The organism is Escherichia sp. WS1451, assembly GCF_046487365.1.
GTDB classification, from domain to species: domain Bacteria; phylum Pseudomonadota; class Gammaproteobacteria; order Enterobacterales; family Enterobacteriaceae; genus Escherichia; species Escherichia coli.
The window spans coordinates 50792-63964 of the sequence record NZ_JBJQJP010000023.1; the positions used below are offsets into that span (position 1 = coordinate 50792).

The window sequence follows — 13173 nt, forward strand, 5'->3', positions numbered from 1 at the left end:
CCACAGAGGAACATGTATGGGTGGTATCAGTATTTGGCAGTTATTGATTATTGCCGTCATCGTTGTACTGCTTTTTGGCACCAAAAAGCTCGGCTCCATCGGTTCCGATCTTGGTGCGTCGATCAAAGGCTTTAAAAAAGCAATGAGCGATGATGAACCAAAGCAGGATAAAACCAGTCAGGATGCTGATTTTACTGCGAAAACTATCGCCGATAAGCAGGCGGATACGAATCAGGAACAGGCTAAAACAGAAGACGCGAAGCGCCACGATAAAGAGCAGGTGTAATCCGTGTTTGATATCGGTTTTAGCGAACTGCTATTGGTGTTCATCATCGGCCTCGTCGTTCTGGGGCCGCAACGACTGCCTGTGGCGGTAAAAACGGTAGCGGGCTGGATTCGCGCGTTGCGTTCACTGGCGACAACGGTGCAGAACGAACTGACCCAGGAGTTAAAACTCCAGGAGTTTCAGGACAGCCTGAAAAAGGTTGAAAAGGCGAGCCTCACTAACCTGACGCCCGAACTGAAAGCGTCGATGGATGAACTACGCCAGGCCGCGGAGTCGATGAAGCGTTCCTACGTTGCAAACGATCCTGAAAAGGCGAGCGATGAAGCGCACACCATCCATAACCCGGTGGTGAAAGACAATGAAGCTGCGCATGAAGGCGTAACGCCTGCCGCTGCACAAACGCAGGCCAGTTCGCCGGAACAGAAGCCAGAAACCACGCCAGAGCCGGTGGTAAAACCTGCTGCGGACGCTGAACCGAAAACCGCTGCACCTTCCCCTTCGTCGAGTGATAAACCGTAAACATGTCTGTAGAAGATACTCAACCGCTTATCACGCATCTGATTGAGCTGCGTAAGCGTCTGCTGAACTGCATTATCGCGGTGATCGTGATATTCCTGTGTCTGGTCTATTTCGCCAATGACATCTATCACCTGGTATCCGCGCCATTGATCAAGCAGTTGCCGCAAGGTTCAACGATGATCGCCACCGACGTGGCCTCGCCGTTCTTTACGCCGATCAAGCTGACCTTTATGGTGTCGCTGATTCTGTCAGCGCCGGTGATTCTCTATCAGGTGTGGGCGTTTATCGCCCCAGCGCTGTATAAGCATGAACGTCGCCTGGTGGTGCCGCTGCTGGTTTCCAGCTCTCTGTTGTTTTATATCGGCATGGCGTTCGCCTACTTTGTGGTCTTTCCGCTGGCATTTGGCTTCCTTGCCAATACCGCGCCGGAAGGGGTACAGGTATCCACCGACATCGCCAGCTATTTAAGCTTCGTTATGGCGCTGTTTATGGCGTTTGGTGTCTCCTTTGAAGTGCCTGTGGCAATTGTGCTGCTGTGCTGGATGGGAATTACCTCGCCAGAAGACTTACGCAAAAAACGTCCGTATGTGCTGGTTGGCGCATTTGTTGTCGGGATGCTGCTGACGCCGCCGGATGTCTTCTCGCAAACGCTGCTGGCGATCCCGATGTACTGCCTGTTTGAAATCGGTGTCTTCTTCTCACGCTTTTACGTTGGTAAAGGGCGAAATCGGGAAGAGGAAAATAACGCTGAAGCAGAAAGCGAAAAAACTGAAGAATAAATTCAACCGCCCGTCAGGGCGGTTGTCATATGGAGTTCAGGATGTTTGATATCGGCGTTAATTTGACCAGTTCGCAATTTGCGAAAGACCGTGATGATGTTGTAGCGTGCGCTTTTGACGCGGGAGTTAATGGGCTACTCATCACCGGCACTAACCTGCGTGAAAGCCAGCATGCGCAAAAGCTGGCGCGTCAGTATTCGTCCTGTTGGTCAACGGCGGGCGTACATCCTCACGACAGCAGCCAGTGGCAAGCTGCGACTGAAGAAGCGATTATTGAGCTGGCCGCGCAGCCAGAAGTGGTGGCGATTGGTGAATGTGGCCTCGACTTTAACCGCAACTTTTCGACGCCGGAAGAGCAGGAACGCGCTTTTGTTGCCCAGCTACGCATTGCCGCAGAATTAAACATGCCGGTATTTATGCACTGTCGCGATGCCCACGAGCGGTTTATGACATTGCTGGAGCCGTGGCTGGATAAACTGCCTGGTGCGGTTCTTCATTGCTTTACCGGCACACGCGAAGAGATGCAGGCGTGCGTGGCGCGTGGAATTTATATCGGCATTACCGGTTGGGTTTGCGATGAACGACGCGGGCTGGAGCTGCGGGAATTGTTGCCGTTGATTCCGGCGGAGAAATTGCTGATCGAAACTGATGCGCCGTATTTGCTCCCGCGCGATCTCACGCCGAAACCATCATCCCGGCGCAACGAGCCAGCCCATCTGCCCCATATTTTGCAACGTATTGCGCACTGGCGTGGAGAAGATGCCGCATGGCTGGCTGCCACCACGGATGCCAATGTTAAAACACTGTTTGGGATTGCGTTTTAGAGTTTGCGGAACTCGGTGTTCTTCACACTGTGCTTAATCTCTTTATTGATAAGATTAAGTAACAGCATGGAGCGAGCCTCGCCGTCGGGTTCGGTGAAAATGGCCTGAAAACCTTCGAACGCGCCTTCGGTAATAATCACCTTATCACCCGGATAAGGGGTTGCCGGATCGACAATGTCTTTCGGTTTATATACCGATAGCTGATGAATCACCGCCGATGGGACTATCGCTGGCGACGCGCCAAAGCGCACGAAGTGGCTGACACCGCGGGTCGCGTTGATAGTCGTGGTATGAATCACTTCCGGATCGAACTCCACAAACAAGTAGTTGGGGAACAATGGCTCACTGACTGCAGTACGTTTGCCACGCACGATTTTTTCCAGGGTGATCATCGGTGCCAGGCAATTCACAGCCTGTCTTTCGAGGTGTTCCTGGGCACGTTGAAGTTGCCCGCGCTTGCAGTACAGTAAATACCAGGATTGCATAATGACTCTTATCCGTTTAATCGGGGCGCAAGGATAGCAAAAGCTTTACGCTAAGTTAATTATATTCCCCGGTTTGCGTTATACCGTCAGAGTTCACGCTAATTTAACAAATTTACAGCATCGCAAAGATGAACGCCGTATAATGGGCGCAGATTAAGAGGCTACAATGGACGCCATGAAATATAACGATTTACGCGACTTCTTGACGCTGCTTGAACAGCAGGGTGAGCTAAAACGTATCACGCTCCCGGTGGATCCGCATCTGGAAATCACTGAAATTGCTGACCGCACTTTGCGTGCCGGTGGGCCTGCGCTGTTGTTCGAAAACCCTAAAGGCTACTCAATGCCGGTGCTGTGCAACCTGTTCGGTACGCCAAAGCGCGTGGCGATGGGCATGGGGCAGGAAGATGTTTCGGCGCTGCGTGAAGTTGGTAAATTATTGGCGTTTCTGAAAGAGCCGGAGCCGCCAAAAGGTTTCCGCGACCTGTTTGATAAACTGCCGCAGTTTAAGCAAGTATTGAACATGCCGACAAAGCGACTGCGTGGTGCGCCTTGCCAACAAAAAATCGTCTCTGGCGATGACGTCGATCTCAATCGTATTCCCATTATGACCTGCTGGCCGGAAGATGCCGCGCCGCTGATTACCTGGGGGCTCACCGTAACGCGCGGCCCGCATAAAGAGCGGCAGAATCTGGGCATTTATCGCCAGCAGCTAATTGGTAAAAACAAACTGATTATGCGCTGGCTGTCGCATCGCGGCGGCGCGTTGGATTATCAGGAGTGGTGTGCGGCGCATCCGGGCGAACGTTTCCCGGTTTCTGTGGCGCTGGGTGCCGATCCTGCCACGATTCTCGGTGCAGTCACCCCCGTTCCGGATACGCTTTCAGAGTATGCGTTTGCCGGATTGCTGCGCGGCACCAAGACCGAAGTAGTAAAGTGTATTTCCAATGATCTCGAAGTGCCCGCCAGTGCGGAGATTGTGCTGGAAGGGTATATCGAACAAGGCGAAACTGCGCCGGAAGGGCCGTATGGCGACCACACCGGTTACTATAACGAAGTTGATAGTTTCCCGGTATTCACCGTGACGCATATTACCCAGCGTGAAGATGCGATTTACCATTCCACCTATACCGGGCGTCCGCCTGATGAGCCTGCGGTACTGGGCGTGGCGTTGAACGAAGTGTTTGTGCCGATTCTGCAAAAACAGTTCCCGGAAATTGTCGATTTTTACCTGCCGCCTGAAGGCTGTTCTTATCGTCTGGCGGTAGTGACGATCAAAAAACAGTACGCCGGACACGCGAAGCGCGTCATGATGGGCGTCTGGTCGTTCTTACGCCAGTTTATGTACACTAAATTTGTGATCGTTTGCGATGATGACGTCAACGCACGCGACTGGAACGATGTGATTTGGGCGATTACCACCCGTATGGACCCGGCGCGGGACACGGTGTTGGTCGAAAATACGCCTATTGATTATCTGGATTTTGCCTCGCCTGTCTCCGGGCTGGGTTCAAAAATGGGGCTGGATGCCACGAATAAATGGCCAGGGGAAACCCAGCGTGAATGGGGACGTCCCATCAAAAAAGATCCGGATGTTGTCGCGCGTATTGACGCCATCTGGGATGAACTGGCTATTTTTAACAACGGTAAAAGCGCCTGATGCGCGTTTGTTTTGCCCTATTTATCGATCCGACAGAGAAAGCGCATGACAACCTTAAGCTGTAAAGTGACCTCGGTAGAAGCTATCACGGATACCGTATACCGTGTCCGAATCGTACCAGACGCGGCCTTTTCTTTTCGTGCTGGTCAGTATTTGATGGTAGTGATGGATGAGCGTGACAAACGTCCGTTCTCAATGGCTTCGACGCCAGATGAAAAAGGGTTCATCGAGCTGCATATTGGCGCTTCTGAAATCAACCTTTACGCGAAAGCAGTCATGGACCGCATTCTTAAAGATCATCAAATCGTGGTCGATATTCCGCACGGTGAGGCATGGCTGCGCGATGATGAAGAACGTCCGATGATTTTGATTGCGGGTGGCACCGGGTTCTCTTATGCGCGCTCGATTTTGCTGACGGCGCTGGCGCGTAACCCAAACCGTGATATCACCATTTACTGGGGCGGGCGTGAAGAGCAGCATCTTTATGATCTCTCCGAGCTTGAGGCGCTTTCGCTTAAGCATCCTGGTCTGCAAGTGGTGCCGGTGGTTGAACAACCGGAAGCGGGCTGGCGTGGGCGTACTGGCACTGTGTTAACGGCGGTATTGCAGGATCACGGTACGCTGGCAGAGCATGATATCTATATTGCCGGACGTTTTGAGATGGCGAAAATTGCCCGTGACCTGTTTTGCAGTGAGCGTAATGCGCGGGAAGATCGCCTGTTTGGCGATGCGTTTGCATTTATCTGAGATATAAAAAACCCGCCCCTGACAGGCGGGAAGAACGGCAACTAAAACTTTATACAGTGGCATTTAGATCTATGTCGCATCCGGCAATCGGTGCACGATGCCTGATGCGACGCTGGCGCGTCTTATCAGGCCTATATTGGTGCAGGATCGGTAGACCGGATAAGGCGTTCACGCCGCATCCGGCAAGTGGTTAAATCCGCTCAAACACCGTCGCAATACCCTGACCCAGACCGATACACATCGTCGCCAGACCAAACTGGGCATCTTTGCGCTCCATCAGATTCAGCAGCGTGGTGCTGATACGCGCACCGGAACAACCCAGCGGATGACCCAGCGCGATCGCGCCACCGTTGAGGTTGATCTTCTCGTCAATCTGCTCAATCAGTCCCAGATCTTTAATACATGGCAGGATCTGCGCGGCAAAGGCTTCGTTCATCTCAAACACGCCGATATCACTGGCAGAAAGCCCCGCTTTTTTCAGCGCCAGCTTCGAGGCCGGAACCGGACCGTAACCCATAATCGACGGATCACAACCAACGACCGCCATCGAACGCACACGGGCGCGCGGCTTAAGACCTAATTCATGGGCGCGGCTTTCACTCATCACCAGCATGGCAGCTGCGCCATCGGAAAGCGCAGAAGATGTACCCGCCGTTACCGTACCGCTTACTGGATCAAACGCCGGACGCAGCGTGGCGAGGGCTTCCACGGTGGTTTCCGGGCGAATCACTTCGTCGTAATTAAACTGCTTCAGGACGCCGTCGGCATCGTGACCACCGGTCGGGATAATTTCATTTTTAAATGCACCCGACTGCGTGGCAGCCCAGGCGCGGGCGTGTGACCGCGCGGCAAAGGCATCCTGCATTTCACGGCTGATACCGTGCATACGCGCCAGCATTTCTGCCGTTAAGCCCATCATGCCCGCCGCTTTGGCGACATTGCGGCTCAGGCCGGGGTGAAAATCGACGCCGTGACTCATCGGCACATGGCCCATATGCTCCACGCCGCCAACCAGACATGCCTGCGCATCGCCGGTCATGATCATTCGTGCTGCGTCATGTAATGCTTGCATGGATGAACCACACAAGCGATTGACGGTCACCGCCGGGACAGAGTGTGGTACTTCTGCCAACAGCGCCGCGTTACGGGCGATATTAAAACCTTGCTCCAGCGTCTGCTGTACACAGCCCCAGTAAATATCGTCGAGGGCAGCCGCTTCCAGCGCCGGGTTACGCGCCAGCAGGCTACGCATTAAATGAGCGGAGAGATCTTCTGCACGCACGTGACGAAAAGCACCGCCCTTCGAACGGCCCATCGGGGTGCGAATTGCATCGACAATGACAACCTGTTCCATTGTGACTCCTTAAGCCGTTTTCAGGTCGCCAACCGGACGGGCTGGCTCAACCGGGGGATAGTACGGTTCGTTATGACGCGCTTTATTACGCAGACCTTCCGGCACTTCATACAGCGGGCCGAGGTGCTGATATTGCTGCGCCATATCGAGGTATTTTGCGCTACCGAGGGTGTCCAGCCAGCGGAACGCGCCGCCGTGGAATGGAGGGAAGCCCAGGCCATAGACCAGCGCCATATCCGCTTCTGCCGGAGTGGCGATAATGCCTTCTTCCAGACAGCGCACCACTTCGTTGACCATCGGGATCATCATGCGGGCGATAATCTCTTCTTCGCTGAAATCGCGCTTCGGCTGGCTCACTTCTGCCAGCAGGTCGTCAACGACGGCGTCTTCTTCTTTCTTCGGCTTACCTTTGCTGTCTTCTTTATAACGCCAGAAACCGAGGCCGTTCTTCTGACCAAAGCGGTTGGCATCAAACAGCGCGTCGATGGCATCGCGATAATCTTTCTGCATTCGCTGCGGGAAGCCTGCTGCCATGACAGCCTGGGCATGATGCGCGGTGTCAATGCCCACAACGTCCAGCAGATATGCCGGACCCATAGGCCAGCCAAACTGTTTTTCCATCACTTTGTCGATCTTGCGGAAATCCGCGCCGTCGCGCAGCAGCTGGCTGAAACCGGCGAAATAGGGGAACAGCACGCGGTTAACAAAGAAGCCGGGGCAGTCGTTAACCACAATCGGCGTCTTGCCCATCTTGCTCGCCCAGGCGACAACTTTCGCGATGGTTTCGTCGGAGCTTTTCTCGCCGCGAATAATTTCCACCAACGGCATTCGGTGGACCGGGTTAAAGAAGTGCATCCCGCAGAAGTTTTCCGGACGTTCCAGCGCGTTGGCCAGTTCGCTGATAGGAATGGTTGAAGTGTTAGACGCCAGCACGGTATCCGGGCGTACTTTCTGCTCGGTTTCTGCCAGTACGGCTTTTTTCACTTTCGGGTTTTCAACAACCGCTTCTACCACAACATCCACGCGGTCAAACCCGGCGTAGTCGAGCGTTGGGTGAATTGTGGAGATCACGCCAGCCAGTTTCAGACCATCGATCTTGCCGCGCTCAAGCTGCTTGTTCAGCAGTTTCGCGGCTTCGGTCATGCCGAGGGTTAACGACTTGTCGTTGATATCTTTCATGACAACCGGCACGCCTTTCCACGCAGACTGGTAAGCGATGCCGCCGCCCATAATGCCTGCGCCCAGCACAGCGGCCTGTTTCGGGGTTTCAACATCTTTGGTGAGTTTCTTCGCTTTACCTTTTACATATTGATCGTTAAGGAAAATGCCGACCAATGCGCGGGCTTCGTTGGTATGCGCCAGCGGGACAAAACTTTTGTTTTCCAGGTTTAAGGCTTCTTCACGACCAAAACGGGCCGCAGCTTCAATGGTTTTTACTGCGGTGATGGGGGCCGGATAATGTTTCCCCGCCGTTTGCGCGACCATCCCTTTAGCGATGGTGAAGCTCATGGTGGCTTCAATCTTGCTCAGTTTTAGCGGTTCCAGCTTCGGCTGACGTTTTGCTTTCCAGTCGAGGTCGCCGTTAATGGCCTGACGTAAAATCGCCTTCGCGCCTTCAACCAGTTTTTCTGCTTTGACTACGCCATCCACCAGACCGATTTTCAGCGCCTGATCCGCGCCGACATCTTTACCGGCGGCAATGATTTCCAGCGCACTGTCAGCGCCCAGCATACGTGGCATACGTACAGAACCGCCAAAGCCCGGCATGATGCCCAGTTTGGTTTCCGGCAGACCGATGCGCAGATCCGGCGTCGCCAGACGATAATCGGTCGCCAGTACACATTCGCAGCCACCGCCCAGCGCATAGCCGTTGACGGCAGCAATGGTCGGCACCGGCAGATCTTCCAGGCGATTAAACACGCTATTGGCAAAGTGCAGCCACTGACTTAACTGTTCTTCAGGAACGAGGAACAGGGACAAAAATTCGGTGATATCAGCACCGACGATAAAGGCTGCTTTGTTCGAACGCAGCAGCAGCCCTTTTAAATCTGATTGCTGTTCCAGCACGCCGATGGCCTCGCCGAGGCTGGCGACGGTCGCAGTGTCGAGTTTATTAACTGAGCCTGGGGCATCAAAAACCAGTTCGGCAATGCCATCTTCCAGCCAGTCAAGGTACAGGGTGTCGCCTTTGTAAAGCATGTCAGTCTCCTGAATCCGCAAGGTGATCTGGTCGTACCAGATGCATCGAAGTGTGTATTTTGTGTTAAAAATATGCAAATAAAAGATTAAAGAAATGCCGATCTGATCACGCTCGGCAGAAATCACGCTCTGGATGAACGATGTGCTAAGATGCGGAGACTTAAGGTCAAAAAAACAGAAGGGTAAAAAATGGAATCACTGGCCTCACTCTATAAAAATCATATAGCTACCTTACAGGAACGGACTCGCGATGCGCTGGCGCGCTTCAAGCTGGATGCGTTACTTATTCACTCCGGCGAACTGTTCAACGTTTTTCTCGACGATCATCCCTATCCGTTTAAAGTGAACCCGCAATTCAAAACGTGGGTGCCGGTAACTCAGGTGCCAAACTGCTGGTTGCTGGTGGATGGCGTGAACAAGCCGAAACTGTGGTTTTATCTGCCGGTTGATTACTGGCACAACGTCGAACCGCTGCCGAACTCCTTCTGGACTGAAGATGTGGAAGTGATCGCGCTGCCGAAAGCCGATGGCATTGGTAGCCTGCTGCCTGCTGCGCGCGGCAATATCGGTTATATCGGTCCGGTGCCGGAACGTGCGCTGCAACTGGGTATTGAGGCCAGCAACATCAACCCGAAAGGGGTGATCGACTACCTGCATTACTACCGCTCCTTCAAAACCGAGTACGAACTGGCCTGTATGCGTGAAGCGCAGAAAATGGCGGTCAACGGTCATCGTGCGGCAGAAGAAGCGTTCCGTTCTGGCATGAGCGAGTTCGATATCAATATTGCCTATCTGACCGCGACCGGTCATCGTGATACCGACGTACCTTACAGCAACATTGTGGCGCTTAACGAACACGCTGCGGTGCTGCATTACACCAAATTGGACCACCAGGCACCGGAAGAGATGCGCAGCTTCCTGCTGGATGCCGGGGCCGAATATAACGGCTATGCGGCTGACCTGACCCGTACCTGGTCGGCAAAAAGCGACAACGACTACGCACAGCTGGTGAAAGACGTAAATGATGAACAACTGGCGCTGATCGCCACCATGAAAGCAGGCGTCAGCTATGTGGATTATCACATCCAGTTCCATCAGCGCATCGCCAAACTGCTGCGTAAACATCAAATCATCACCGATATGAGTGAAGAAGCGATGGTCGAAAACGATCTCACCGGACCTTTTATGCCGCACGGTATCGGTCATCCGCTGGGCCTGCAGGTGCATGACGTAGCTGGCTTTATGCAAGATGATAGCGGTACGCACCTCGCGGCACCGGCAAAATATCCGTACCTGCGCTGCACCCGTATTCTCCAGCCGGGCATGGTGTTAACCATCGAACCGGGTATCTACTTCATCGAATCGCTGCTGGCACCGTGGCGTGAAGGGCAGTTCAGCAAGCACTTCAACTGGCAGAAAATTGAAGCACTGAAACCGTTCGGCGGCATTCGTATCGAAGACAATGTGGTGATCCACGAAAACAGCGTGGAAAACATGACCCGGGATCTGAAACTGGCGTGATGGAAAGCTGGTTAATTCCTGCGGCACCGGTCACGGTCGTTGAAGAGATCAAAAAAAGCCGCTTCATAACGATGTTGGCGCATACCGATGGCGTTGAGGCGGCGAAAGCGTTTGTTGAATCGGTACGGGCAGAACACCCCGATGCCCGCCACCATTGCGTAGCGTGGGTGGCGGGTGCGCCGGATGATTCTCAACAGCTCGGTTTCTCTGACGACGGGGAACCGGCGGGAACGGCCGGTAAACCGATGCTCGCCCAACTAATGGGCAGCGGCGTCGGGGAAATTACCGCTGTGGTGGTGCGCTACTACGGCGGCATATTGCTTGGTACCGGTGGGTTAGTGAAAGCGTATGGCGGCGGCGTGAATCAGGCGCTGCGCCAGCTAACGACCCAACGCAAGACGCCATTAACCGAATATACTTTGCAATGTGAATATAGTCAGTTAACCGGCATTGAAGCGTTGCTGGGGCAGTGTGACGGCAAAATTATCAACAGTGATTATCAGGCATTCGTTCTGCTGCGGGTGGCGCTTCCGGCGGCGAAAGTGGCTGAATTTTCCGCAAAGCTGGCGGATTTTAGCCGTGGTTCATTGCAATTGTTAGCGATTGAAGAATAATCCCCACTTCGTTTTGCAGAACTAAGGAAGCGGCAGAGATGCATTTTCGCGCCATTACCCGAATCGTTGGACTACTGGTCATCTTATTTTCAGGGACCATGATTATCCCTGGGCTGGTAGCACTCATCTACCGGGATGGAGCGGGCCGCGCTTTTACCCAGACCTTTTTTGTCGCCCTCGCCATTGGCTCTATGCTGTGGTGGCCGAACCGCAAAGAGAAGGGCGAACTGAAATCCCGTGAGGGGTTTCTGATAGTGGTGCTGTTCTGGACCGTGCTGGGTAGCGTCGGTGCGCTCCCTTTTATCTTCTCGGAAAGCCCGAACCTCACGATTACCGATGCGTTTTTTGAATCTTTCTCTGGCCTGACCACCACGGGAGCCACTACGCTGGTGGGGCTGGATTCGCTCCCTCATGCCATCCTCTTTTATCGCCAGATGCTGCAATGGTTTGGCGGGATGGGGATCATCGTGCTGGCGGTTGCGATACTGCCTATCCTCGGCGTGGGTGGGATGCAGCTCTATCGCGCAGAAATGCCCGGCCCGCTGAAAGATAACAAAATGCGCCCGCGAATTGCGGAAACGGCGAAAACCCTGTGGTTGATTTATGTCTTGCTGACCGTCGCCTGTGCGCTGGCGTTGTGGTTTGCCGGAATGGATGCCTTTGATGCCATCGGCCATAGCTTTGCGACTATCGCTATTGGCGGCTTCTCGACACATGATGCCAGTATCGGTTATTTCGACAGCCCGACTATTAACACTATCATTGCTATCTTCCTGCTGATCTCCGGCTGTAACTACGGTCTGCACTTTTCACTGTTAAGTGGGCGTAGTCTGAAGGTTTATTGGCGCGATCCGGAATTTCGCATGTTTATCGGCGTACAGTTTACGCTGGTGATTATTTGTACCCTCGTGCTGTGGTTTCATAATGTCTATAGTTCGGCGCTGATGACAATTAACCAGGCGTTTTTCCAGGTGGTGTCGATGGCGACAACCGCCGGGTTTACGACTGACAGCATTGCCCGCTGGCCGCTCTTTTTGCCGGTACTGCTCTTATGTTCAGCTTTTATCGGCGGTTGTGCCGGGTCAACGGGCGGTGGCCTGAAAGTGATCCGCATCCTGCTGCTGTTTAAGCAGGGGAACCGTGAGCTGAAACGACTGGTGCATCCGAACGCCGTCTACAGCATTAAGCTGGGGAATCGCGCACTGCCGGAACGTATCCTCGAAGCCGTTTGGGGATTTTTCTCCGCCTATGCATTGGTGTTTATTGTCAGTATGCTGGCGATTATCGCCACGGGCGTGGATGACTTTTCTGCCTTTGCCTCGGTTGTTGCGACATTGAATAACCTGGGGCCAGGGCTTGGTGTGGTTGCTGATAACTTTACCAGTATGAACCCGGTGGCTAAATGGATCCTGATTGCCAACATGCTGTTTGGTCGTCTTGAGGTCTTTACATTGCTGGTGCTCTTTACCCCGACTTTCTGGCGTGAATGATGGAGTAATACGTGAAAACATTAATTCTTTTCTCAACAAGGGACGGACAAACGCGCGAGATTGCCTCCTACCTGGCTTCGGAACTGAAAGAACTGGGTATCCAGGCGGATGTTGCTAATGTACACCGCATTGAAGAACCACAGTGGGAAAACTACGACCGTGTGGTCATTGGAGCTTCTATTCGCTACGGTCATTACCATTCAGCGTTCCAGGCATTTGTCAAAAAGCATGCCACCCAGCTGAACTCAATGCCGAGCGCCTTTTACTCTGTCAACCTGGTGGCACGCAAGCCGGAGAAGCGGACTGTGCAGACCAACAGCTACGCCCGAAAGTTTCTGATGAACTCACAATGGCGCCCCGATCGCTGTGCCGTCATTGCCGGGGCGCTGCGTTATCCACGCTATCGTTGGTACGACCGTTTTATGATCAAGCTGATTATGAAGATGTCAGGCGGTGAAACGGATACGCGCAAAGAAGTTGTCTATACCGATTGGGAGCAGGTGGCGAATTTCGCCCGAGAAATCGCCCATTTAACCGACAAACCGACGCTGAAATAAGCATAAAGAATAAAAAATGCGCGGTCAGAAAATTATTTTAAATTTCCTCTTGTCAGGCCGGAATAACTCCCTATAATGCGCCACCACTGACACGGAACAACGGCAAACACGCCGCCGGGTCAGCGGGGTTCTCCTGAG

General features: G+C 53.4%; 13 protein-coding genes. 10 read left to right on the forward strand and 3 right to left on the reverse strand.

The annotated features are described in order from the left end of the window. Nucleotides 1–16: 16 nt before the first annotated feature. From tatA to tatD, 4 genes are read left to right on the forward strand one after another with little or no spacing between them, the layout of a single operon-like run. Entirely contained in the window at nt 17–286 is a 270-nt protein-coding gene (gene tatA / locus ACJHX7_RS21880; RefSeq protein WP_001295260.1) for a Sec-independent protein translocase subunit TatA, read from the forward strand. A 3-nt stretch (nt 287–289) separates the two neighbouring features. After that, nucleotides 290–805, forward strand: coding sequence for a Sec-independent protein translocase protein TatB (gene tatB / locus ACJHX7_RS21885; protein ID WP_000459594.1), 516 nt, complete (start codon nt 290–292; stop codon nt 803–805). A gap of 2 nt (nt 806–807) precedes the next feature. Further along, nucleotides 808–1584, forward strand: a complete 777-nt coding sequence (tatC, locus tag ACJHX7_RS21890) for a Sec-independent protein translocase subunit TatC (RefSeq protein WP_001521780.1) — start codon at nt 808–810, stop codon at nt 1582–1584. A 41-nt stretch (nt 1585–1625) separates the two neighbouring features. Further along, entirely contained in the window at nt 1626–2408 is a 783-nt protein-coding gene (gene tatD / locus ACJHX7_RS21895; protein WP_089583313.1) for a 3'-5' ssDNA/RNA exonuclease TatD, read from the forward strand. Here the strand turns inward: tatD and rfaH are convergent. After that, nucleotides 2405–2893, reverse strand: coding sequence for a transcription/translation regulatory transformer protein RfaH (gene rfaH, locus ACJHX7_RS21900; RefSeq protein WP_001192396.1), 489 nt, complete (start codon nt 2891–2893; stop codon nt 2405–2407). The genes tatD and rfaH overlap by 4 nt on opposite strands. A 166-nt stretch (nt 2894–3059) precedes the next feature. On the opposite strand from rfaH, the gene ubiD reads away from it, so the two are divergent. After that, nucleotides 3060–4553, forward strand: coding sequence for a 4-hydroxy-3-polyprenylbenzoate decarboxylase (gene ubiD / locus ACJHX7_RS21905; protein WP_000339805.1), 1494 nt, complete (start codon nt 3060–3062; stop codon nt 4551–4553). 45 nt (nt 4554–4598) lie between these two features. Next, nucleotides 4599–5300, forward strand: a complete 702-nt coding sequence (gene fre, locus ACJHX7_RS21910; RefSeq protein WP_001306785.1) for an NAD(P)H-flavin reductase — start codon at nt 4599–4601, stop codon at nt 5298–5300. A 190-nt stretch (nt 5301–5490) separates the two neighbouring features. Here fre and fadA read toward each other — a convergent pair whose 3' ends face one another. Further along, a complete protein-coding gene (fadA, locus tag ACJHX7_RS21915; RefSeq protein WP_000438699.1) occupies nt 5491–6654 on the reverse strand; it encodes an acetyl-CoA C-acyltransferase FadA in 1164 nt (387 codons plus the stop codon). A gap of 9 nt (nt 6655–6663) precedes the next feature. Next, nucleotides 6664–8853 carry a fatty acid oxidation complex subunit alpha FadB gene (gene fadB / locus ACJHX7_RS21920; protein WP_094030186.1) on the reverse strand — a complete coding sequence of 730 codons (2190 nt, stop codon included), beginning with the start codon at nt 8851–8853 and terminating at the stop codon, nt 6664–6666. 189 nt (nt 8854–9042) lie between these two features. Here fadB and pepQ point away from each other — a divergent pair, with 189 nt between their 5' ends. Genes pepQ through hemG form a run of 4 tightly spaced genes read left to right on the forward strand, consistent with a single transcriptional unit; the run spans nt 9043 to nt 13035 of the window. Then, nucleotides 9043–10374: a Xaa-Pro dipeptidase gene (gene pepQ / locus ACJHX7_RS21925; RefSeq protein ID WP_094030185.1), complete on the forward strand. Its 1332-nt coding sequence runs from the start codon at nt 9043–9045 to the stop codon at nt 10372–10374. Further along, nucleotides 10374–10988, forward strand: a complete 615-nt coding sequence (locus tag ACJHX7_RS21930; RefSeq protein WP_001296979.1) for an IMPACT family protein — start codon at nt 10374–10376, stop codon at nt 10986–10988. Before pepQ ends, ACJHX7_RS21930 begins: the two co-directional genes overlap by 1 nt. Before the next feature lie 38 nt (nt 10989–11026). Next, nucleotides 11027–12478, forward strand: a complete 1452-nt coding sequence (gene trkH / locus ACJHX7_RS21935) for a Trk system potassium transporter TrkH (protein ID WP_000545669.1) — start codon at nt 11027–11029, stop codon at nt 12476–12478. A gap of 11 nt (nt 12479–12489) precedes the next feature. Next, nucleotides 12490–13035, forward strand: a complete 546-nt coding sequence (hemG, locus tag ACJHX7_RS21940; RefSeq protein ID WP_000853954.1) for a menaquinone-dependent protoporphyrinogen IX dehydrogenase — start codon at nt 12490–12492, stop codon at nt 13033–13035. The last annotated feature ends 138 nt before the right edge of the window (nt 13036–13173 follow it).